The sequence below is a fragment of the Sphingobium sp. 15-1 genome (assembly GCF_013375535.1).
Classification (GTDB): Bacteria; Pseudomonadota; Alphaproteobacteria; order Sphingomonadales; family Sphingomonadaceae; genus Sphingobium; species Sphingobium aromaticivastans.
In genome coordinates this window covers 101,351-123,362 of record NZ_JABXJG010000003.1, presented here as the reverse complement: position 1 = coordinate 123,362, position 22,012 = coordinate 101,351, and the positions used below count along the sequence as shown (strand labels likewise).

At 60.1% G+C, this 22,012-nt stretch carries 15 protein-coding genes and 4 pseudogenes; 9 read left to right on the top strand and 10 right to left on the bottom strand.

The annotated features are described in order from the left end of the window. Nucleotides 1–101: 101 nt before the first annotated feature. The 3 genes from HUK72_RS23605 to HUK72_RS23595 form a co-directional block, all read right to left on the bottom strand. Nucleotides 102–2,171, bottom strand: a complete 2,070-nt coding sequence (locus HUK72_RS23605; RefSeq protein WP_176599004.1) for a 3-hydroxyacyl-CoA dehydrogenase NAD-binding domain-containing protein — start codon at nucleotides 2,169–2,171, stop codon at nucleotides 102–104. 48 nt (nucleotides 2,172–2,219) lie between these two features. After that, nucleotides 2,220–3,374, bottom strand: a complete 1,155-nt coding sequence (locus HUK72_RS23600; RefSeq protein ID WP_176599003.1) for an alpha-hydroxy acid oxidase — start codon at nucleotides 3,372–3,374, stop codon at nucleotides 2,220–2,222. Nucleotides 3,375–3,515: 141 nt separating this feature from the next. After that, complete coding sequence (locus HUK72_RS23595) at nucleotides 3,516–4,451, bottom strand: NmrA family NAD(P)-binding protein (RefSeq protein ID WP_176599002.1); 936 nt, start codon at nucleotides 4,449–4,451, stop codon at nucleotides 3,516–3,518. Between the two features lie 73 nt (nucleotides 4,452–4,524). On the opposite strand from HUK72_RS23595, the gene HUK72_RS23590 reads away from it, so the two are divergent. Both HUK72_RS23590 and HUK72_RS23585 read left to right on the top strand, forming a co-directional pair. Then, nucleotides 4,525–5,352 carry a helix-turn-helix transcriptional regulator gene (locus HUK72_RS23590; protein ID WP_176599001.1) on the top strand — a complete coding sequence of 276 codons (828 nt, stop codon included), beginning with the start codon at nucleotides 4,525–4,527 and terminating at the stop codon, nucleotides 5,350–5,352. A gap of 117 nt (nucleotides 5,353–5,469) precedes the next feature. Beyond that, the gene (locus HUK72_RS23585; RefSeq protein WP_255325977.1) at nucleotides 5,470–6,867 is read left to right on the top strand and encodes an FAD-binding oxidoreductase; all 1,398 of its coding nucleotides are present in this window, start codon (nucleotides 5,470–5,472) and stop codon (nucleotides 6,865–6,867) included. Nucleotides 6,868–7,270: 403 nt separating this feature from the next. Here HUK72_RS23585 and HUK72_RS23580 read toward each other — a convergent pair. Continuing rightward, nucleotides 7,271–7,930: pseudogene (locus HUK72_RS23580) on the bottom strand (transposase); the annotation flags it as partial. A 58-nt stretch (nucleotides 7,931–7,988) separates the two neighbouring features. Here HUK72_RS23580 and HUK72_RS23575 point away from each other — a divergent pair. From HUK72_RS23575 to HUK72_RS23565, 3 genes and pseudogenes are all read left to right on the top strand, one after another. Then, a pseudogene (locus HUK72_RS23575) lies at nucleotides 7,989–8,753 on the top strand (IS256 family transposase); the annotation flags it as partial. Nucleotides 8,754–8,829: 76 nt separating this feature from the next. Beyond that, entirely contained in the window at nucleotides 8,830–9,870 is a 1,041-nt protein-coding gene (locus tag HUK72_RS23570) for an IS110 family transposase (protein WP_176598614.1), read from the top strand. Between the two features lie 267 nt (nucleotides 9,871–10,137). Continuing rightward, a pseudogene (locus HUK72_RS23565) lies at nucleotides 10,138–10,608 on the top strand (transposase); the annotation flags it as partial. A gap of 39 nt (nucleotides 10,609–10,647) precedes the next feature. Here HUK72_RS23565 and HUK72_RS23560 read toward each other — a convergent pair. From HUK72_RS23560 to HUK72_RS23540, 6 genes and pseudogenes are all read right to left on the bottom strand, one after another. Next, nucleotides 10,648–11,359, bottom strand: a pseudogene (locus HUK72_RS23560) (transposase); the annotation flags it as partial. Nucleotides 11,360–11,411: 52 nt separating this feature from the next. Beyond that, on the bottom strand, nucleotides 11,412–11,657 hold the full coding sequence (locus HUK72_RS27065) for a hypothetical protein (RefSeq protein ID WP_218036265.1): 246 nt from the start codon (nucleotides 11,655–11,657) through the stop codon (nucleotides 11,412–11,414). Further along, the gene (locus tag HUK72_RS23555) at nucleotides 11,654–12,076 is read right to left on the bottom strand and encodes a PaaI family thioesterase (protein WP_176598999.1); all 423 of its coding nucleotides are present in this window, start codon (nucleotides 12,074–12,076) and stop codon (nucleotides 11,654–11,656) included. The genes HUK72_RS27065 and HUK72_RS23555 overlap by 4 nt, the downstream gene beginning before the upstream one ends. Nucleotides 12,077–12,158: 82 nt before the next feature. After that, nucleotides 12,159–12,788, bottom strand: a complete 630-nt coding sequence (locus HUK72_RS23550; RefSeq protein ID WP_176598998.1) for a glutathione S-transferase family protein — start codon at nucleotides 12,786–12,788, stop codon at nucleotides 12,159–12,161. Further along, a complete protein-coding gene (locus tag HUK72_RS23545) occupies nucleotides 12,788–14,047 on the bottom strand; it encodes a cytochrome P450 (RefSeq protein WP_176598997.1) in 1,260 nt (419 codons plus the stop codon). Before HUK72_RS23545 ends, HUK72_RS23550 begins: the two co-directional genes overlap by 1 nt. After that, nucleotides 14,044–15,897, bottom strand: a complete 1,854-nt coding sequence (locus tag HUK72_RS23540; RefSeq protein WP_176598996.1) for an AMP-binding protein — start codon at nucleotides 15,895–15,897, stop codon at nucleotides 14,044–14,046. Before HUK72_RS23540 ends, HUK72_RS23545 begins: the two co-directional genes overlap by 4 nt. A 208-nt stretch (nucleotides 15,898–16,105) precedes the next feature. Here HUK72_RS23540 and HUK72_RS23535 point away from each other — a divergent pair, with 208 nt between their 5' ends. From HUK72_RS23535 to HUK72_RS23520, 4 genes are read left to right on the top strand one after another with little or no spacing between them, the layout of a single operon-like run. Next, nucleotides 16,106–18,526, top strand: coding sequence for a TonB-dependent receptor (locus HUK72_RS23535; RefSeq protein ID WP_176598995.1), 2,421 nt, complete (start codon nucleotides 16,106–16,108; stop codon nucleotides 18,524–18,526). 16 nt (nucleotides 18,527–18,542) lie between these two features. Further along, nucleotides 18,543–19,760, top strand: coding sequence for a CoA transferase (locus tag HUK72_RS23530; RefSeq protein ID WP_176598994.1), 1,218 nt, complete (start codon nucleotides 18,543–18,545; stop codon nucleotides 19,758–19,760). Beyond that, nucleotides 19,757–21,235, top strand: coding sequence for an acetyl-CoA acetyltransferase (locus tag HUK72_RS23525; protein ID WP_176598993.1), 1,479 nt, complete (start codon nucleotides 19,757–19,759; stop codon nucleotides 21,233–21,235). Before HUK72_RS23530 ends, HUK72_RS23525 begins: the two co-directional genes overlap by 4 nt. Next, the gene (locus HUK72_RS23520) at nucleotides 21,235–22,008 is read left to right on the top strand and encodes an enoyl-CoA hydratase-related protein (protein ID WP_176598992.1); all 774 of its coding nucleotides are present in this window, start codon (nucleotides 21,235–21,237) and stop codon (nucleotides 22,006–22,008) included. Before HUK72_RS23525 ends, HUK72_RS23520 begins: the two co-directional genes overlap by 1 nt. Nucleotides 22,009–22,012 lie beyond the last annotated feature (4 nt).

The following is a 22,012-nucleotide window of genomic DNA, read 5'->3' as shown; positions in this document are numbered from 1 at the left end:
GCCCCCGGGACAACGCCTTCCCTTGCAATCGACGGGCTCAACAACTGTCAGAACGGTATCGTAAAGGCGGACGCCCCGGTAGCGGCGTGACTTCAGGTGGCTCAGGCGTTGAGCTTGCTGAAGGCCTCTCCGGTAACGGCCCTTTCTTCGATAAGCGGCGCGGGCGCCCAGGCCCAGCCATGACGCCCTGCGGCAAGCCTCTTCAGCCGCGTCAAAAGCGCCCGCGCGCCGATCTCGTCGGCCTGGAACAGCGGCCCGCCGCGATCGCGCGCGAAGCCATAGCCGTGCAGGTAGACCATATCGACATCGACCGGCCGATAGGCGATCCCCTCCCCCACGATGCGCAGCCCCTCGTTGATGAGCGCCAGAAGGCACCGCTCGACGATCTCATCATCTGTGATCTCGCGGCGGGTGAGGCCCATCTCCGCGGAATGGGCCATGATGAGCACCTCGATCTCGGGATCGGGCGTCGCTGTCCGCCCATCTTGGTAGAGGTAAATCCCCTTGCCGGTCTTCTGACCAAACCGGCCTCGCTCGCAGATCCGATCGATGACCGTCGAATAGGGACGATCCGGTTGCTCCACCGCGCGGCGCTTGCGGATCGCCCAGCCGATATCCTGCCCTGCAAGATCCATCGTTCGGCACGGCCCCATGGCAAACCCCCAGCGCTCCAGCGCGGCGTAGATTTGCTGCGGAAGCGCGCCCTCCTCGAGCATGAACCAGACCTGGCGCAGATATTCCTCGAACATGCGGTTGCCGATGAAGCCGTCGCACACGCCCGAAACCACCGCGACCTTGTCCAGCGTCTTGCCCAGCGCCATCGCCGTCGCTAGCACGTCGGGCGCCGTATGCTCGCCCCGCACCACTTCCAGCAGGCGCATGATGTTCGCCGGCGAAAAGAAATGCAGTCCCACTACACGCGAAGGGTCGGCGACAGCCCGAGCGATCTCGTCGACGTTGAGCGTCGATGTGTTGGTGGCCAATATGGTCTCCGGCCGCACCAGAGATTCGACCGCCTTGAATAGCTGATGCTTGATCGACAGATCTTCAAACACGGCCTCGATGACGAGGTCGGCGTCAGCCCGCTCCGCATAGGCCGTCGCTCCCGTGAGGCGAGCGATCCGGGCGTCGGCCTCGGTCCGATCGATGCGTCCCTTGTCTACGTCGCGGGCCATGCTCTTGCTGATCGTCGCCATGGCTCGGGACAGGCTGTCCTCGCGCAACTCTATCATGCTGACGTGAAGGCCCGAGTTCAGCAGGGCGATGGCGATTCCTGTCCCCATCGTGCCCCCGCCGATGACCGCCACCCGCTCGATCCGGCGGGGGACGACATCGCTCGGGATGCCGGGGATGTGCGCCACCGCCTGCTCGCCAGAAAAGGCATGACGCAATCCGCGGGAAGCCTCGCTCGCCAGCAGCCTGTCAAATTCAAGCGCTTCATGCGCGAGCCCGGCGGCAAGATCGCCGGTGATTTGAGCGACGCAGCCGATGATTGCTTCGGCGGAACCGGACCGGGAGGGACGTAACGCTGCCCGCGCGGCGCTCACCGCATCGGCGAGGTCCGCTGGGGGCGGAAGGCTCCCCGTCCGGCGCATGGATACGTCAACATCAGGAATGAACGCCATGGCGGCGGCGACGACATCATCCTCGATGATTTCGTCGATCAGTCCCAATGCCGCCGCCTTCCCGGCGGAAATCGAATTGCCCGTCAGCATCATCTCGAGCGCCGGCCCGGCCCCGACCAGCCGCGGCAAACGCTGGGAGCCGCCTGCACCTGGCATCACGCCAAAATTGACTTCGTGCAGCCGGAAAAGCGCGTCTTTGTGTGCGATCCGGTAATGGCCCGCCAGCGCGAATTCCAGACCGCCACCAAATGCCGCGCCATGGATCGCCATGATCACTGGCTTGGTGAACGCCTCGACTCTGGCGACAGCCTCCCGAAGCTCCACTGCTGTGTTTACGTTTCCGGCCCCCTGAAGATCGGCTCCGCCTGAAAAGACACTGCCTGCGCCTGTCAACACGATTGCACGACAGGAAATATCATTCGACGCCGCTTCGAGCGCGTCGTTCAAGGCGCGCAGGTGCCCGCCCGACGCCCCCAGCCTGTTGAGCGGCCCGTTCTCCATCGTGAGCAGGATGACGGCGCCATGGCGCGTCGTGGATATCGTCATGGAAACTCCACTTGCAGCCCTCGGTGGGCGGCTGGACCACAGTCGAATCTACGAAGGGAAGGCGAACTGCCTGATTATGTCCCGATTGATGTCCTCCAGGCTGCTTACGCCGCCCAGAATCATGCACCGCTCAAATTCCTCCCGCAGGACGGAGATGGCGCGTTCCACTCCCTGACTACCTCCCGCAGCGAGGCCGTATAAATAGGGACGGCCGACCGAAACCGCGTCGGCTCCCAGAGCCAGCGCCTTGAAGATATGCGAGCCGCGCCGAATGCCGCCATCGCAGATGATCTTCATGCGTCCGGCCAGACCATCGGCGATGGGAGCGATCTGATCGATGGGCGCGGCGGCTGACTCCAACTGCCGTCCTCCGTGGTTTGACACCATGACAGTGTCGGCGCCCGCATCCGCCGCCCTTTTTGCGTCATCCACACGCAAGATACCCTTTACCGCCAACGGACCGCCCCACCGGGCCGCCAGCCACTCCACGTCCTTCCATGTCAGTGAGCGGTCGAACTGACCGGCCACATAATCCTGAAGTGAGATGGATTGGCCGGACAGTGCTGCAGCGCGATGCGCCACATTGACGAAGTCGAACTTCCGCCCGAACAGCGCCGGAATGGACCAGCCGGGCCGCATGGCAAATCCCAGGAACCCGCGGGGAGTCAGTCGGGGAGGAAGCGAAAGGCCATTTACAATATCGCGCTCCCGCTTACCGGCCACGAGCGTATCGACGGTCAGGACCAGCCCGTCATACCCTTCGGCGCGGGCACGCTCGATAAATTCCTCGGTTAGCCCCCGGTCCTTGAAGATATAGATCTGGAACAATTTCGGGGCGGAAAGCACGCGCCCGAATTCTTCGATCGTCGTGGTGCCGAGGGTGGACAGGCAATAGGGTAATCCGGCAGCGGAGGCCGCTCGGGCGACCGCAAGTTCCGCATCCTTGTGAAAGAGCCGTGTCAATCCCGTAGGCGAGAGCATGAGGGGAAAGGGAATGCGGCGGCCGAAGATTTCGGTTTCCGCGCTGGTATGCGAAACGTCCACCAGCATCCGGGGCAGCAACTCATACCGGTCGAAGGCGGAACTCGACCGATCCAGCGCCAGTTCATCCTCGGCGCCGCCATCCATATAATCGAATATAGGACGCGGGAGGGCGCTTCGAGCGCCTTTCCTCAACGCCTCAATGTTGTGCCACCCGCTCATTCTTCCCTCTCGCTTACCCCTCGCTCCGGCCACCCTATACCTGTTGCCAGCCGCGCGCTGTCGCCTGGTTGAAAGCGTCAACGCCCTTTAGGGTATATGGTCGGTATAGGCACCATCACGCGGATGTCGCCCACACGGCGATTATCCCTTTGAACTCCACGTCATGAATGTCTCGGGTTTGGCGCCATCCGCCCGGGCCTTCTCGATCAGGGGCTTGAGAGTGTCCTTCGCGAATTCTTCCATTGTCGTGGGCAGCGCAGGACGATCATCGCGAAATTTGACACGCCCGTCGTTGAGAGCAGCCATGGTGTTGTTGTCATAGACCCACCGATCGAGTGTTCCGAACTTCTCCCGGAATACCGTCTCGACCGCGCGATCGTCCCTGTCGACGAAGCGATAGCCCACCTCTTTGCCGATTGCCCGGCCGATGATCGCGGCGATCTCGCTGATCGAATAATCGATGCCGAGTTGCCTTATGGCCCGGTGCTGGCCGGACGGCGCGTCGAATTCCTTCGCGGCAAGATCCGCAATGTCCTGGATCGCAACCCAAGGAATTTTGACGTCAGGGTCAAGCGACCATGCGATCCTGTCGTGCTGCGCGATCGAGTCGCTCCACCTGCCCAGATCCTCCATGAAGAAGCCGCCCTGCAGGTGCACCAGATTGATGTCACGCAGCCGGTTGAGGATCTGATCCAGGATGTGGAAGGGCTGGAAATGGCCCGTGTTTCCGCTGACCTCGGATCCCATCGCGGTCAGGCTCACGGCCAGTTTCACAGGGGAATCCCGCAGCGCGTCGAAAAAACGAAGCGCTACGGCAGGATATTGCCCATGAAAATCCTCGGATTCCCACAGGGTCTTGACCATCAGGAACGCGGCATCGGCGTCCTCGAAGAACTTGCCAAGCTCACCATCGCCCGTGTCGAAGCTGCCGGAGAACGGCTCCGCCCCTTTCGCGACAAGTGCATCGAGGGCTGGTCCTCCCCTCGAAAGAGCTTTGACGGAATGGCCTTTGGCCAGAAGATTCTCGGTAAGTTTGGCGCCGATCCTGCCGGTCGCGCCAACCACGGCGATACGCATGGCTCATCTCCTAAAGTTGCTGACCCGAGATTCTAATGAATTGCATTGCGAGTAAAAGTGGAGATAATGCCATATGATCTCGAAATCGGGCCAACCTTCGAACAAGCAACGTCCGTGCAGCACCGCCATCGATCTGAACCTTTCCCATGGACCGGCGCTGGCGATCAAGGTTGACTTCGCCGATTATGAAGCCGAGGGGCCGCAGCATCAGCACCGGCAGGGTCAACTGATCCTTGCGCTTCATGGCGCGGTTACCTGCAAAGTGGACAGTGGGGTCTGGATCGTTCCGCCCGACTGCGGAATCTGGATACCGGGCAGCGTTCCTCACAGCAATCAGGTCACGTCCAACGCTCGTCTGACATATCTGTTTGTCGAACCGGGCGCGGCCATGCTTCCAGCGGAATGCTGCACGCTTTCGGTATCGCCAATGCTTCGGGAGATGATACTCCGCGTGGCGGAGCTATCGGCAAGTGATGCAGGCGACGCTCATGTCGATCGCCTCGTGCGGGTCATGCTCGATGAGCTTGCGCTGATGCCGCGGGAGGGGCTGGAACTGCCCGTGTCCGACCATCCAAAGATCGCTGCGATCGCTGCGGCTCTTTTGGCGGACCCGGGCAACCGCCGGACCCTCGGCCAATGGGCTGAGCATGTCGCCGTCAGTGAGCGGTCGTTGAAGAGGCTTATGGTCCAGCAGACAGGATTGAGCTTCGGCCGTTGGCGGCGTCAGCTCCATCTGGTCATCGCGCTGCGGGAACTCGCTGCCGGCGCGACGGTCCAGCAGGTAGCAGGCGATTTGGGGTATGAATCCACGACGGCCTTCATCGTCATGTTCAGGAAGGCGCTTGGAACCACGCCGACGCGCTACTTTGCCGATCGGCTTTTGGGCGCCGAGCGTGCGTGAGACATTGCCGAGAAACATAAGACCCCGCGCTCCGCTAATGACGCCGCGAGTTGTGCCGCACGTTCTGACCACGCGCCCCTCCCGCGAGATCTTCAACTTGGCCAACAAGGTGGCTCCATGACCCCTCATATTTCGGAATTGAGCGAAATGACCATTATCGAGGACCTGGCGAAAATCGTCGGCGTCAAGAATGTTCTAACCGGCGAAGAGGTGACCCAGCGATCGGACTGTTACCTTCCGGTCCATGCGATGGAAGCCTTGTGCATCGTTCGCCCCGAAACGACCGAACAGGTTTCCATGATCGCCGCCTATTGCGACCGCCACGGCCTGACGCTGGTCCCCCAAGGCGGCCGCACGGGGCTTGCCGGAGGAGCCTATACGAAACCCGGAGATATCGCCCTGTCGCTCGAACGCATGACCGCAATCGCACCTGTGGAGCGGTCAGGGCTGACAGTTGAGGTGGAAGCGGGAGCCACGCTTCAAGCCGTGCAGGAGGCGGCGAATGCTGCGGATCTGCTCTATCCCGTCGATCTGGGAGCGCGGGGATCGGCGACCATCGGCGGTACGATCGCGACCAATGCCGGCGGCAACTGCGTCCTTCGTTACGGGATGACCCGCGATCAGGTTCTCGGGCTTGAGGTTGTCCTCGCCGATGGAACCGTGTTGAGTTCAATGAATCGGCTGATCAAGAACAACGCGGGTTTCGATCTGAAGCAGATGTTCGTCGGGTCCGAAGGAACGTTGGGAATCATTACCCGGGCGGTGCTCCGGCTAAGGCCGAATGCCGGCCTCAAGGCAACCGCTTTCATCGGCCTTTCCAGTTTCGATGCCGTCCTGCAACTGTTCGCGCTGGCCGCAGCTGCGGTAGATGGAGCGCTCTCGAGTTACGAAGTGATGTGGCCTTCTTTTATCGATACCGTGACGACGCGAGGAAATCATCGGTCTCCACTGGAAGATTCCCACGCTTTTTACGTCTTGATCGAGATCGCATCACATCATGCCGACGCGATGATCAACCAAGCAATCGCCTCGGGTTGGGAACGAGGGCTGATTGACGATGCCTCCATTGCCCAAAGTATCGGCCAGGCCAACGCATTCTGGTCGATCCGAGACGACATCGACACGTTGTGCGCCGGACCCGATCCACTTTTACTGTATGATATCAGCCTTCCACAAATCCACATGGAAAAATACGTCAATGATCTTCAAGACAATCTGCATGCTTACTTGAAAGATGCAGAAATGGCCGTATTCGGCCATGTTGCCGACGGTAATCTGCATCTTGTCATTCGACCAGGCGAGGACGGGCATCATCGTGCTATCGATGATCTGGTGTATTTGCCGCTACAGATGGTGGGCGGGAGCGTTTCCGCCGAACATGGTATCGGCCTGGAAAAGCGCTCCTATTTGCATTGCAGCAGATCCGGAGCAGAAATCGACACCATGGTGAGGCTCAAGAGAGCCCTGGATCCGCGTTCAACCCTCAATCCTGGTAAAGTGGTGCCACTGCAATAAAGGCCCGCGCGCAGGTGACAAGTCTGTTTTTTCCGAGACCAGGAGCGGGCTCAAAAATTGGCGTCGCTCGCCGCTGGCTCCGTCCTGCTCCGGCTGTTGACGCCCGCCTGGAACTGCGCCTGGTCAGGACTGGTGTGCGCCTGACCCGTTGCGCTGATGGAAAGGAGCGTCTCATCATGCCTGATGCCTCGGGGGTCATATTCTGCCTGATTACAGCCGGTCAGGAAAGGATTCCAAGTGAAAGATAGATCACTTGGCCATAGGCAGTGTCTCCGGGAGCGAAATGGCTTTCTCCGCTCATGGTGCCGGAAGGAGAATGAAGGGAAGCTTGTCCGTCGTCAGAACATTCGGCACAACTCGGGGCGTAGATTAGCGGAGTGCGGGCCTCGTCTGGGGGTTGATGTTAAGCGGCGAGCTTGCGGTGCTGCAAGCGCCGATATTCGATGGTCTGCTTTTTGATCCTTTCTCCCTGTTTGATGATGGCGGAAGCCCTGCCGAAGTAGGCGTCGGCGGGCGTCACATTGTGCAGGCTCTCGTGGTAACGCTGGTGGTTATAGTGCTCGACGAAGGCCTCGATTTGAGCTTCGAGATCGCCGGGCAGGAAGTAGTTTTCCAGCAGGATGCGGTTTTTCAGGGTCTGATGCCAGCGTTCGATCTTGCCCTGGGTCTGGGGATGCATCGGCGCGCCGCGCACATGGCTCATCTTCTGCGCATCGATGTATTCCGCCAGTTCGCCCGCGATGTAGCTGGGGCCGTTATCGCTGAGCAGCCTGGGCTTGTGCAGCACCGTGGCGCTGTCACAACCCGAGGCTTTGAGGGCGAGGTCCAGCGTATCGGTGACGTCCTCGGCTCGCATGTTGGTGCACAGTTTCCAGGCGATGATATAGCGTGAGAAGTCGTCGAGCACGGTCGACAGATACATCCAGCCCCACCCGATGATCTTGAAGTAGGTGAAGTCGGTTTGCCACATCTCGTTCGGCCGGGTGGTCTTGGTATGGAACTGATCGGCGGCCTTGATCACCACATAGGCCGGACTGGTAATCAGATCGCGGACCTTCAACAGGGGGACTGTCAGGAATTTCGTGTGCGGCGAGGCATAATGGGCAACAAGGAGACCCAGTATGTCACGACGCAAAGAACCCTCGATACCGAACGACATTCTCGACCAACTGCTGGCCGGCACTGACGCAGCAGCAGCGCTCAGCCAGGGCGGCCTGCTCGATACATTGAAGAAGGCATTTGCCGAACGGGCGCTCAATGCGGAGATGGATCACCATCTTGGCCAGGAGGAGCAAGGGACCAACAGCCGGAACGGCTATGGCCGCAAGACGGTGACGACCGATGGGGGACGGATCGAGATCGAGGTGCCGCGCGATCGAGCGGGCAGTTTCGATCCGCAGCTGATCGCCAAATACCAGCGACGCTTCCCTGGCTTCGACGACAAGATCATCTCGATGTACGCGCGCGGCATGAGTACCCGTGAGATCACCGGGCATCTGCGCGAACTGTACGGCATCGAGGCCTCACCCGACCTGATCAGCACGATCACGGACGCTGTGCTGGAGGAGGTCACGGCCTGGCAACAACGCCCGCTGGACCCAGCCTATCCGCTGGTTTTCTTCGATGCGATCCGGGTTAAGATCCGCGACGAGGGCATGGTTCGCAACAAGGCGATCCATATTGCCCTGGGCGTCATGGCCGACGGCACCAAGGTGGTCCTTGGCTTGTGGCTGGAGCAGAATGAAGGCGCCAAATTCTGGCTGCGCGTCATGAACGAACTGCGCAACCGCGGTGTCGAGGATATCATGCTGGCCGTCGTCGATGGCCTGAAGGGTTTTCCCGACGCCATCACCGCCGTCTTCCCCGAAGCGATGGTTCAAACATGTTGGTGTGGACGGCCTCCAAACGGCATCACAATGTGCCAGGTTGAGGTTGTTGCAAATCTCAAGGAGGAGACCGTCCGTGGAACATCTTATCCGAGTTGGCATCGACACGTCAAAGCACGTTTACCAGCTTCATGGCGTCAACGCCGCCGAGAAGCCCATCCTGCGCAAAAAGCTGCGCCGTACCGAGATGATGGCGTTTTTCGAGAAGCTGCCGCCAACGGTGATTGCTATCGAGGCGTGTGGGGCGTCTCACCATTTGGCGCGGCTCCTGACGTCGTACGGCCATGAAGTGAAGCTGATCGCGCCGCAGTTGGTGAAGCCCTATGTAAAGCGCGGGAAGAACGATGCGGCTGATGCCGAAGCCCTGTGCGAAGCAATGAGCCGACCCACGATGCGCTTTGTGCCCATCAAGACTTCTGAGCAGCAGGCAGCGCTCATGCTGGTCGGCGTACGCGATCGGTTGATCCGCACCCGTACGCAGTTGGTCAACGCGATCCGTGGTTATGCTGCAGAGTTCGGGCTGATTGCTGCCCAGGGCAAGTGCCGGATCGTTCCGCTGCTCGACCGTATCGCGGTCGACCCTACTGTGCCGGCGCTTGCGCGAACCCTGTTTGCCGCGCAGGCGAAGGAATATTCTCGGCTTCAGGACCAAATCGAAGAGGTCGAAGCGGAGTTGGCGGCATGGCACCGCGCCAACGAATGCAGCCGACGCCTGGCGGAAATCCCCGGTGTCGGTCCAATCGGAGCGTCACTCCTCATGATGAAAACGCCAGCGCCCGAGCTGTTTGCCTCAGGGCGACAATTTGCCGCCTGGATGGGCCTGACACCAAAGGACCATTCTACCGGCGGCAAGGTCCGGCTTGGCATTATAACACGCGCCGGTGACGAACTGCTGCGAAGTGTGCTGGTGGCCGGTGCCACCGCGCTTCTACGGCATGTTCGAGCAGGAAAGGGCAACAATGCAAACGCCTGGCTACTTGAACTGCTCAAGCGCAAGCCGCCAAAGCTCGTTGCCGTGGCGGTTGCGAACAAGATTGCGCGCATTGCCTGGAAGCTCATGGTGACCGGCGAGCGCTACCGGGCAAACAGTATTCCGCTACGCGAGGTAGCGGCATAGAGCTTGGCGAACAGGGGGTGCTGATGTGCAAGCACTCGTGTTGAGCTGAGGCCTGAACTTGCAATAGAATGCGCAGATGGGATCGATCATTCCGGGCGTGAGACACTCCGTACGATGCAATGGCTACTACATGCCGGAAACTTGTTTGGAACTCATGTGGCGGAAACCATCTTGGCCCGCGGTCATTTGCGGCTGCACCTTTGAGGCCGGACATATGAACGCAAGCGATCGGTCATACTCTGCTAAATCTATTGTCAGGCGGGGGCCGTCCACATATGCATCGTCCATCTGCTGCGGAACTCGATGGATTTCGTGGCGTGGAAAGACCGTAAGGCGCTCGGAACGGCCCTGAAGGCCATCTACCGTGCTGTCGATGCCGCGGCCGCCGAGGAAGCGCTGACGGCCTTCGAAGCGAGCTTCTGGGGGCAGCGCTATCCTGCCATCGGCCAGAGCTGGCGTCGGGCATGGCCCGAGGTCATCCCATTTTTCGCCTTCCCCGACGAAGTCAGGCGGATCGTCTACACCACCAATGCCATCGAGGCCTTGAACTCCAAGCTTCGTCGCGCTGTTCGTGCGCGGGGCCATTTCCCCAATGATGAGGCGGCCACCAAGCTGCTCTATCTGATCTTGAACCGATCGGAAAAAGAGTGGAAAATGCCGCCGCGCGAGTGGAACATGGCGAAGGCTCAATTTGCCGTTCTCTTCGGCGAACGCTTCATCAGGGCCATGACGGCCTGATGGTCAACCGCCTCGCCGCACACGAAATTCCTGACAGTCCCTCAACAGGCGGTAAACCGTGGCCTCCGACACGAAGTAGCGCTTCTCGTCGGTGAAGCGCACCGCCAGTTCGCGCGGTGACAGCTCGCTGTAATCCACGCCATCTCGACGATCTGGTCCTGGATATCGTCGCCAATGCGGTTCCACACCCGGCTCGGCGCCGATAGTCGATCCTCCAACGCCTCCGGTCCGCCTTCGAGATAGCGATCATACCAGCGGTAGAAGGTCCGGCGCGGGATACCGAGCTGGTCCAGCGTCCGCTTGGCGGGCAGGTGCGACTGCTCGACGATCCGGATGATCTCCAGCTTTTCGGATGCGGGATACCTCATTCGTCGTCGCCCCCATCCGCGATCATGCTTTTTTTCAGCAGACGGTTTTCGAGCGTCAGGTCGGCAACGCATTCTTTCAGGGCGCGGGCTTCGCGGCGCAGGTCCTGCACCTCGCCAGTGGTCGCGGCCCGGGTGGTGTCACCGGCCAACCGGCGCTTGCCCGCTTCCATGAACTCCTTCGACCAAGTGTAATACAGGCTCTGCGCGATGCCTTCCTTGCGGCACAACTCGGCAATGCTGTCATCGCCGCGCAGGCCTTCAAGCACGATGCGGATTTTGTCCTCGGCGGAGAAGTGCCGCCGGGTCGCCCGCCGGATGTCCTTCACCACCCGATCAGCAGGGGCCTTCGGCGGCGATTTTTTCAAGGAGGGTTGGGGCTTCATCTTCGTTCCTTCGTCACTACGACGAAGCCCCAACCCTCCTTAATTCACAACCTCAAATCTGTGCCATCGGCGCTGACGGCGGACAGTTGATAGGTTTTACCCGGATCGTGCCGGGTTCACCGATCGCTTCGTACAGTGCGACAAACGCAGCCAGCTCGAGCAAACCAGAAATCGCTCCACCATGAAGAAAGCCCGGCCGACCAGTTACATGGGGGCCGGCAGCCATGATCACACGATGCCGTCCTTGTTCTAGCTCGAGAACAGCCTGCAATCGTTCGGCATAGGGGGGAAGCCTCACAGCGTTGCTCCGTCGAGGAGCATGAATGTGCCCGCGACGTGCGCTACAGGATCGGCAACGTCGCCCTGATGCGCAACCCCTCTCACAAATGCGATGCTGCGGGTGAGACGGTAACATTCCCCTCGCCCGAAAACGAGCTGTCTTGGAAAGGCTGGACGCATATAGTCGACCCGCAGATCGAGTGTGGCCTGATTGGTAAAATGACCTTTCCGTATCCAGACGGCAAAACTCGTCGCAAGGTCCATCATCGTGATAATCGGCCCCGAAGCCAGAGTGCCTTCGTCCCAGTCCGCTGTCAGCCCGATGTCGTAATCAAGGACGAGCTCCGCCCAGTCACCACCATGGGCCGCATACCGCAAGCCGATCGTGGCGTTATGGCCTCGGGCGAGTCGCTCTTCAATCGCGCGCTGATCGATCATTGCGGTACTATAGCCTTCCCGCGGCTTCGAGTGATATGCCTTATCCGCACCGGCTCCTGCGCCCTCCCCCGTTCAATGGACCTCAACCTTGCGTTTGCACTGCTACGGCCCGCAGGAAAGCTTGCCTCGCTTGCAAGCGCAGCCAATATTGGTGGATGGGCTCGCTCAGCTGATCAAACAGGCCGGTGAACTGGGACAACATGATCGCATATCCTACGGATATATCAGCCATGGTGAACGCGGGGCCAGCAGCATAATCTCCAAGCTTCAGGAATGCATCAACCCCCCGCGCGCGCGCTAGAAACCAGCGGGAATAGTCTTCCACCATTTGCTTGCTGCGGCGTTCTTCGGGCTCGAGGTTGCCATAGCGGAGGACGATCGCTTGTGGAAAAGTGAGGGTCGCTTCCCCGAAATGAAGATAGTTGAGGAACGCGCCAAAATTTGAGGCCTGGGGACCAGGCACCAAGCCCATGGACGGATATTTTGCCCCTAGATAATGGCAAATAGCGGCGGACTCGGTCATTCGCACATCCGCGTCGATAAATAGCGGGACTGTCCCGAGCGGGTTTTCGCGTAAATAGGCTGGCTTGGCCGTTCGCGGTGGAAACTCCAGAAGCTCGAGGTCATACGGAATCCCTACCTCCTCCAGCGCCCAAAGAACGCGGAAGGAGCGGGAATTCGCGCTATGGTAGAGTTTTGGCCTGTCCCTCATCAAAAGCTGAACCGGATAGGAAGGCTTTTCAGCCCGCTGACAAAGGTAGACTCGATATAGGTGGGGTCACCCGCCAGTTCGACATGTTTCAGGCGAGGAAGCAATTCGGCATAAAATGCGCGGATTTCCATGGTAGCCAGGAATTTCCCGAGACAGAAATGCGGGCCATAGCCGAAGGCGAGGTGCGCGGGGTTGCTCTTGCGGTCGACGCGAAACTGATCACCGTCCGGGAAAACGGATTCGTCTCGGCACGCTGAAGCGTAGCACAGCATGATGGCCTCGCCGGCCGCGATGGTCGTGCCGTGCCAGGTGACGTCCTGCTGTGGAGTGCGCATGAAGTGCTTCACCGGCGCCGTCCATCGGACAAACTCTTCAGCCGCGGAGTTCAGAAGCCCCAGATCGGCTCGAAGCATACCGAGCTGATCGGGGAATTGCAGGAGCCCCAGCAAGCCTCCTCCGATGGATGCAGCCGTCGTGTCATGGCCCGCTGTCGATGCAATGACATAGTAGGACGTCATCTCGCGTTCAGCCATGGGACAGCCGTTGATCACGCCATTAGCGATCGTGGAAATGATGTCATCCTTCGGATTCTTGCGTCGATCCTCAGTCAGGGTCCGATAATAATCGCCAAATTCAGCAAAAACGTCGCGCACGCCGCCAGGTGCGGAGGCGGGCCTTTCGCCGTTCTGCGTCTTAAGATCCTTGTCGGCGGGGCTGAACAGGCGCTGCGTCAAACGAAGAACCTGGGCTTCATCCTCTTTTGGCACCCCCATGAGGGTCATGACCACCCGAAGGGGAAACCAATAAGCGATGTCGGCCGAGAAGTCGCACGCATCGCCGAGATCCTCCATGCGATCGACGAACTCTTTCGCGATCGCCGCGATCTGCGGTTCAAACTTCCGAAGATTTTTCGGACCAAACCAGTCCATCGTGACGCCGCGATGTGCGCGGTGATAAGGGCCATCCATATGGGTCAACGGCTTGACGCCGTTGCGGTCTCCATATTTGGCTTCATAAATCGCTTCGACCTTCTCGGGCAGCAGGACAGTGCGGTCTCCGGCTGCGTAGGTCGCGGGATCGCGCTCGACCGCCATGATGTCGTCATGGCGAGTCATAACCCAAAATGGACGATAGCCGCGCGGCTCTGCCTTCACCACCGGTGCATCCCGCCTCAGCCGGGCGTAAAGATCATAGACCTCATCCGGCTTTGAGAAGGTCGAGGCGCGCGCCAATGATTCGGGGGTGAGAGGCTCGATCATGAATGTGTCTCGCAGAATGTGACGTGTAAATTGAGGTAGCTGAGCTGTTCGTCGATAGGATCGCAAAGCGCGCGATCCTCCGCGTCACCGCAAATTTCCACAGCAAGGCAGCCCTTGTCGTCGCAGACGACCTGCCACGTCAGACGATCGGGGACAGCGACCTCGGCTAACCGGCTTTCGACCGCAGCGCTGGCCGCAAGACGGCGTAATTCCGGTTTGAAGACCTTGCGCATCGCGGTTCGAGGGAGTGCTTCCAAAGCGAAGATGCGCACCGGTGTTCCAGCGCGTTCGGGAAGGCGCTCCTGGCAAAAGGCACGTAGCCCAGCCTCGTCAAGCCGTGCGCCCTCGGCAAGTTGAACGAACGCCACCGGCAATTCTCCAACCCGCGCATCTGGCATTCCAACCGCAGCGGCGTCGACGATATCGGGATGGTCCAGAAGTGTCTCTTCAATCGGGGCAGGATCGATATTGTGGCCGCCGCGAATGATCAGGTCCTTTTCGCGTCCCGTGATCCAAAGATACCCGTCGGTGTCGAAGTGCCCAAGATCGCCTGCATCGATCCATCGCGCGCCCGAGATTCCAGAGATGAACTTACCTGCGTCCTGCGCGGAATCGACATAGCCTTGAAATACCGCTGGCCCGGAGACCGCGATGTTGCCCGTTTCGCCCGCTTCGCATTCCCGCACGAAGCGACCGGCTTCGTCGAGCATTACGACCTTCACATCATATAATGGCGCTACGATCCCGCCGCTCCCGGGTCTCGGCGGCAACGCGGTTGGGTTGACGCAGCAGAAACCCGCTGTCTCGGTCATGCCATAGCCTTCGTAGATGCCATGGCCGAAAATTCTCTCATAGGCGCGGCACAGACTGGATGGCAGCTTGCTGGCACCCGCGATAAAATAGCGAATGCTGGTCTCCCCGCCCGTGTAGGTCGCGAGCAGGTCGGAGAACACAGTGGGCACCGATATGAACTGGGTGAGTCCGTATTTCTCGGCCAGCGCCCAGAAATTCACTGCCAGGTCTGCCGTTCTGAACCCGGCAGGCGTCAATATCACCAGCGTTTGCCCGAGTATCAAAGTCCGGGTCGAGGCAATAACGCCACCACCGACATGAAACATGGGCAAGCCCAACGGCACCACATGCTCGGCATCGGCGCTGCTTGCCAGAGCGCTGCTATAGGCTCCCACCAACAGATTGCAATTCGACAATCGCGCCACTTTAGGGGTGCCCGTCGTTCCGCCTGTCGGGAAATATGCCGCGATATCGTCAAGGCCCGGTTCGCGTCCAAGATATTTTTCGGCTGGAGCAGATGCCGATGCGCGAAAGAGGTCAATGGCATCACCATCGCCGCCGCTGCCCAGCGTCAGGTGCAAAACGAGATCAGGATTGATTGCCATCAAAGTGCGGGCCAGTTGATAACTGCCACACGGGCTGCCGTGTCCCGCGGACATGATAGCGCGCGCGCCAACAGCTCGTGCGATTTCGGCGATGGCACTCAGATCGAGGAAGGGATTGACCGGCACGACCGCGCCCAGAAGCTGGGCAGTCCAAAACCCCGTCAGACCCGCAAGCCCGTTGGGTGCGATATACAAGATTCTGTCGCCCTGCAGCAGGCCTCGCCCGAGCAGATAGTTCGCCGCTCGTACGATTGAACTATGCAGTTCTCTGTAGGTGACCGTAACCGCCATCGCATGGAGCTGTGCGCTGGGAAGGTCGATGACAGCCTGCTTGTCGGGATAGAGCTCCGCTTTCCTTCGGATCGCATCATAAACGCTGACACCCGGCAAATCGGCAGTCCCAATCTCTGCGAACGCCGCTCTGATTTCTTCCGCTGTAGAGGCTCCCGCCATTCATCGCTCTCCGATCGCAATTCTCTGAACGCGGTATGGCGCGATCTCATCATGGGCGTGCCCACTCGAAAGGAGGGGCCGTCCTGATCGAGCCTCGAGCCCGAATGATGAGTGCCCGTCCTTTTTACGGGGTTGCGACGCTTGGGATGCACTTAGTCAAGATGAAGCAAGGCCGCTCGGGCCAATTCAATAAGAGGGAGGGATGGACATGCCTGGAACTAAGTATCTGATGACGGTGTCGTGCGTGGCGATCGCAATAGCAGCTCTGTCGACTGTAGCGCAGGCGCAGGAACAAGCTGCCTCGTCTGCACAGCAGGCCCCAACCGCCGATCAGGATGCTGATGGCGGGGTCGGTGATATCGTGGTGACGGCGCAGCGCCGATCGGAAAGCATCAACAAGGTGCCTCTCTCGATACAGGCATTTGGTGGCGACACCCTCGTGAAGGCCGGCGTGACCGACGCAGCGGGTATCTCGCAACTGGTTCCCGCGTTCAACTTCAGCCGTTCGAGCGCCAATACGCCCATTTATACGGTGCGCGGCATCGGCTTCAACACGCCCAATCTGTCGGCAACTTCGCCCGTCGGCATCTATATCGACGAGGTCGCCTACGCCTATCCCTATATGAGCAACGGTCCCTCCTACGACATCGAGCGGGTGGAGGTACTCAAGGGGCCACAAGGCACGCTCTATGGCCGGAACACCACTGGTGGCCTGGTGAATTTCATCACCGCGAAGCCCACCAGGGATTTCCATACCGGTCTGACGACAGAGTTGGGCAATTACGAGACGATCAACTTCGAAGGTTTCGTCAGCGGGCCGTTGACGGACACGCTGAGCATCCGCGTCGCGGGACGCTGGGACACCTCCGACAAGGGCTGGCAGCGGAACGTCAATGTGCCCGGACAGCGTCTCGGTGAAAAAGACCGGATGGGTGGGCGCGTCACCCTGCTGTGGGAACCCACAGATCGCCTGACCGTCACGCTCGGCGGTTCCTTCTGGAAAGATAATTCCGACACGATCGCGGTCCAGGCGGTCGCCTTCAATCCCGACTCTGCGCCATTTGTCGCGCCAGGGCTTGCATCGCAGATCCGTACGAACTGGAAGGCCGGCGAGGCGAGTTGGGGTCCGAGCTATGCGGGCAAGCCAGCCTACAAGGCAGACTCCAGCTTCTGGTCTGCCACTGGCCGGATAGATTATGAACTGAATGACGCCCTGACTTTTACATCGCTTTCAGGCTATTCCGACGTCAAGCGTCATGACATGAACGACGTGGATGGCACGACCTTCGAACCATCGGAATATCTCTCGGACGGCCGCATCCGATCCTTTTCGCAAGAGTTGCGCCTGACGGGCGAGACTGGCCCCGTAAACTGGATCGTGGGTGGCTATTTTTCGCGCGACAAAATTCGCGACGACCAGATCGGCTATTATCGCGACTCCTCGATCCTCAATACATTGGCCTTCCTGGGCCAGACGGTTCCGCAAACGACCTACACTCCCACGCAGATCGCAAACGGTTTCAACACGTTCCGAAATCTGTCCAGCCAAGTCAGCCGCTCGCTGTCCGCATTTGCAAACGCGGACTGGGCGATCTCCGACCAGCTGAAGATCAGCGGGGGCGTACGCTATTCGGACGACAAGCTCGACTTCAAAGGTTGCTCGGCCGACCATGACAACAACACCGCGCCGGTATGGAATACGGGCGTGGCGGCAATCGTTGCCGCAAGGACAGGCCGTCCGTTTGCCAACCCCGGAATCGGCCCCAATCAGTGCCTGACCTATAAGGCCGATTTTTCAGGTCCGGCCGGCCTTGTCAGCAGCCAGCTCAAGCAGGATAATGTGTCAGGGCGCCTCGCCCTCACCTGGACTCCCAACAACCGCACCCTGGCCTATGCATCGGTCAGCCGCGGCTACAAGTCGGGCGCCTTCCCGGTGGTCGCCGCCAACGTAGCCACCCAGCTCGTTCCAGCGCGCCAGGAGAAGGTTACCGCCTATGAGGCGGGTGTGAAGCTGGGACTGCTTGACCGCCTGGTGCAGTTCAACGCCGCCGGTTTCTTCTATGACTATCGCGACAAGCAGGTGTTCGGCGAAATACTCGATCCGATCTTCGTTTCGCTGACCCGCATCGTGAATATCCCCAAGTCCGAAGTGTACGGCGCGGAGACCGACATCACCATCTCGCCAACACGCGAGCTGCTGCTCAAATTCGGCGCGTCATACACCCACACCAAGGTCACAGAGTTCACCGGCTTCAACCGCTTCGGCCAAGCGCAGGACTTTGCCGGTTCGGCATTCCCGTTCACGCCGAAGTATCAGCTCAACGCGCTGGTCTCCTACGATCTACCGATCAATGACGATCTTGCGATCCAGTTCGGCGCCAACGGCAACTACCAGGGCAAGACCGTCGGTTCGCTCGACGAGGATCCGGTGTTTGACGTGAAGGCCTATACGATCGTCAACGCGAACATCGCGTTGCATCGGCAGGACGATCGCTGGAGCATCGGCCTCTATGCCCGCAACCTCTTCAACGAGAATTATTATACCGCGACCGATATTCTGACCGACACGTCCATCCGGGTTCCCGGAATGGTGCGGACCTACGGTTTGGTCGCTTCCTTCAAATATTAACCGAATAGAGGTCAACGTGAACGTCCCCATTGCTTCGCCCGGTGCACTCGACGGCATAAAAGTCGTCGACATGACCAGCGTCCTTTTCGGTGCCTATACCTCGCAGATCCTCGGCGACCTGGGCGCCGATGTCATCAAGGTCGAGGCGCCGGGAACCCGCGCCGACAATGGGGGCGATATCTTCCGTTATACGGGCAAGTCCGCCAGGACCCAGGCGATGGGGCCGATCTTCATGCACTACAACCGCAACAAGCGGTCCGTGCTGCTGGATCTCAAGCAGGAAGACGCCCGCGAGGCACTGCGGCGGCTGATCGCGGGCGCCGATATCTTCATCACCAATGTCCGAATGGGGGGGCTCGAAAAGCTCGGCTTTGGTTATGAGGCGGTAAAAGCGCTGAAGAACGATATCGTCTATGTCCATTGCTCGGGATACGGCTCGGAGGGTCCCTATGCCAAGAAGCAGGCTTATGACGACCTGATCCAGGCTGCTGCGGGCGGCACGGACCTGATGAGCCGGGTCGATGGAAACCCGGCTCCGCGATACCAGCCATCGCTGATTGCCGACAAGTCATCTGGCCTGTTCGGCGCTTATGCGACGATGGCAGCGCTGTTCCATCGGCAGCGTAGCGGCCAGGGTCAGTTTGTCGAAGTGCCGATGTTCGAATGCTTCAGCTATTTCAACATGACGGAGAATCTTTACGGCCATACTTTTGAGCCCCCGACTGGCAGTTTTGGTTACAGTCGCGTGTTCAATCCCAACCGCAAGCCCTATCCGACCAAGGACGGCTACCTCGCGATCCTCCCCTACTCAGATTCGCAGTGGGACGATTTCTTCGAGATCGGCGGGCTGCCGCCGGGTACGTTCACGAAGAATCCCCGCTACGCGACCTATGCGCTCCGGACCGAGAATATCAGCGAAATCTATGCGATGATCGAGGAAGTCGCCAAGACGAAGACAACGCGCGAGTGGGTCAATGCCCTGACCCAACGCAACGTGCCCTGCATGAAGGTCAACCGTCTGGACGAAGTTCTCAACGACGAGCATCTGAACGCCATCGGCTTTTTCGAGAAGCGCGAGCACCCATCCGAAGGTACGTATATCTCGTTGCGGCATCCGGTTCGATTCAGTGCAACGCCGGCTTCTGTCCGCCGTGATCCGCCCCGTCTTGGCGAGCACACCCAGGAAATCCTCGCAGACGTCGGACTGGGTAGAGCACCGGATGCCGCCGCATGACCAATGTGGTCATTGTCGGTGTTGGCGAAATCAAGGATCGGCCGCCGGAGCCTTTCCTGGGCCTCGATCCCCTGGATCTTATGGCAGCCGCTGCGAGGAATGCAGAGGTCGATAGCGGCGTCGCCCTGTTGGACAGGATCGACGCTGTCGAGGTGATACATCAGATCTCATGGCGTTACGAGGATACCGCACGCAAATTATGCGAGCGGCTGGGGCTTGCGCCCGCGCGCGCCACCTATCATGCTGGCGGCGGCGAAAGTCCACTGAGGGTGTTGCACGACGCTGCCCTGCGTATCATCGACGGGCAGTCCAGGATCGCGCTTATCTGCGGTGGAGAGGCGCGCAGTACCATACAGAAGGCGCGCAAGGCGGGCGTTGATCTACCATGGGTCGCCAAAGCGAAGGTCATGGAGCAACCGTGGCGGGTCGAGGAAATGATTTCCCCGATGGGCCGCGCCCATGGCATCGCGCAACCGACCTACATCTATCCCTTGTTCGAGAATGCCACGCTGCAGGCATGGGGCATGACCCCGGCCGAAGCGCAGGCCGAATCGGCGGACCTGTGGTCGCGCTACGCCGCCGTCGCCTCGATCAACCCTACCGCCTGGCTGCAACGCGCCGTTGCGCCCTCGGAAATTGCGACGGTCACACCGCAAAACCCGCTGGTCGCGTGGCCCTATCCCAAGCTTATGGTGGCCAATCCAACGGTGAATCAGGGCGCGGCCGCTATCATCATGGCGGAAGAAACGGCACGTGACCTGGGCGTCGATCCAGCCCGCATGATCTATCTCATTGGCGGCGCCGCATCGAAGGAGCCCGAGGATTATCTTGATCGGGACTGTTATCACACGTCCCCCTCTCAGCAGGCGGTACTCGAAGCGGTCGGCGCCCTGAATGAGGCTCCGTTCGACCATCTCGAACTTTACAGCTGCTTCCCCTGCGTGCCCAAGATGGCGCGGCGCACGCTTGGTCTGGGCGAAGATGTCGTACCAACCGTTACGGGCGGGCTCACTTTCTTCGGCGGACCGTTCAACGATTATATGCTGCACGCGACATGTGCGATGACACGCCAGCTCAGGGCGCAAGCGGGCAACGGCCTGCTTTACGGCCAGGGTGATTTCGTGACCAAGCATCACGCCGTCGTGCTCTCGAGTTATAGGCCGCAGATGCGTCCGGCCATGGACTACCGCGTCGACAACAAAGCCGATGCGATACGGGGCGCTGTGCCACTTGTAATAGACTGCTACGAGGGACGCGCGGCCATTGAGAGTTTCACCGTCCTGTACGGTCGTGACAACGCTATCGATCGCGGGATCGTGATTCTGCGGACGCTCGACGGTCGGCGCACCATGGCGCGCGTCCCTCCTGCCGATACACATACAATTGCGCGTCTGACCGACATGTCGCGTTCGCCGATCGGCGAGAACGGAACCGTGACGACCGGGGATGACGGCCTGCTGGAATGGAGACTTTAATGACCGAAATCCTCGTTGACCGCCCCGTCCCTCACGTCGCGCGGGTCACCATCAACCGCCCTGATGCGCGGAACGCGATCAATGGAGCGGTAGCGCGCGCGCTGGAACAGGCGGTCATCGAAACCGAGGCCGACGACGAGATTCGCTGTGTCATCCTCACTGGCGCCGGAGATCGTGCATTCTGCGCCGGCGCGGACTTGAAAGAGATTTCAGCAGGCAGAATTGGCGACCTCGTTACCCGTAACGGCGGGTTTGCGGGGTTCGTCCGAGCGCCGCGCCAGAAGCCCTGGATCGCGGCAGTAAACGGCGTCGCCCTGGCCGGTGGTACGGAGATTGTTCTTTCTTGCGACATGTCGGTCGTCTCAGATGACGCGAAGCTTGGGCTACCGGAGGTCAAGCGAGGCCTGGCCGCGTTAGCGAGCGGCCTCTTCCGGCTCCCCAGGGCACTGCCCCGTGCAATCGCCCTTGAACTTATCGCAACGGGCGAGCCGATCTCCGCCGCTCGCGCACACGCCTTCGGTCTGGTGAACAGGGTCGTCGCGAAAACCGATGTTGCCGCAGAGGCTCTCGCGCTGGCCGAACTCATCGCGGCGAATGCGCCGATAGCCGTCAGAGAAAGCTTGGTAATAGCGCGTGACGCGTATAATCGGCCCGAAGAAGATCTTGAAGCCGCAGCCGCTGCCATGGGCAAGAGGCTCGCGCTCACCGACGATTATAAGGAAGGTCCGCGCGCTTTCATCGAGAAACGCGCACCGCGTTGGACAGGTCGCTAAGGGA

Bases quoted from the DNA above. Each gene is read 5' to 3' on its own strand.
- HUK72_RS23605 (WP_176599004.1), bottom strand. From the start codon at position 2,171: ATGACGATATCCACGACGCGCCATGGCGCCGTCATCCTGCTCACGATG.
- HUK72_RS23600 (WP_176599003.1), bottom strand. From the start codon at position 3,374: ATGAGCGGGTGGCACAACATTGAGGCGTTGAGGAAAGGCGCTCGAAGC.
- HUK72_RS23595 (WP_176599002.1), bottom strand. From the start codon at position 4,451: ATGCGTATCGCCGTGGTTGGCGCGACCGGCAGGATCGGCGCCAAACTT.
- HUK72_RS23590 (WP_176599001.1), top strand. From the start codon at position 4,525: ATGATCTCGAAATCGGGCCAACCTTCGAACAAGCAACGTCCGTGCAGC.
- HUK72_RS23585 (WP_255325977.1), top strand. From the start codon at position 5,470: ATGACCCCTCATATTTCGGAATTGAGCGAAATGACCATTATCGAGGAC.
- HUK72_RS23555 (WP_176598999.1), bottom strand. From the start codon at position 12,076: ATGATCGATCAGCGCGCGATTGAAGAGCGACTCGCCCGAGGCCATAAC.
- HUK72_RS23550 (WP_176598998.1), bottom strand. From the start codon at position 12,788: ATGAGGGACAGGCCAAAACTCTACCATAGCGCGAATTCCCGCTCCTTC.
- HUK72_RS23545 (WP_176598997.1), bottom strand. From the start codon at position 14,047: ATGATCGAGCCTCTCACCCCCGAATCATTGGCGCGCGCCTCGACCTTC.
- HUK72_RS23540 (WP_176598996.1), bottom strand. From the start codon at position 15,897: ATGGCGGGAGCCTCTACAGCGGAAGAAATCAGAGCGGCGTTCGCAGAG.
- HUK72_RS23535 (WP_176598995.1), top strand. From the start codon at position 16,106: ATGCCTGGAACTAAGTATCTGATGACGGTGTCGTGCGTGGCGATCGCA.
- HUK72_RS23525 (WP_176598993.1), top strand. From the start codon at position 19,757: ATGACCAATGTGGTCATTGTCGGTGTTGGCGAAATCAAGGATCGGCCG.
- HUK72_RS23520 (WP_176598992.1), top strand. From the start codon at position 21,235: ATGACCGAAATCCTCGTTGACCGCCCCGTCCCTCACGTCGCGCGGGTC.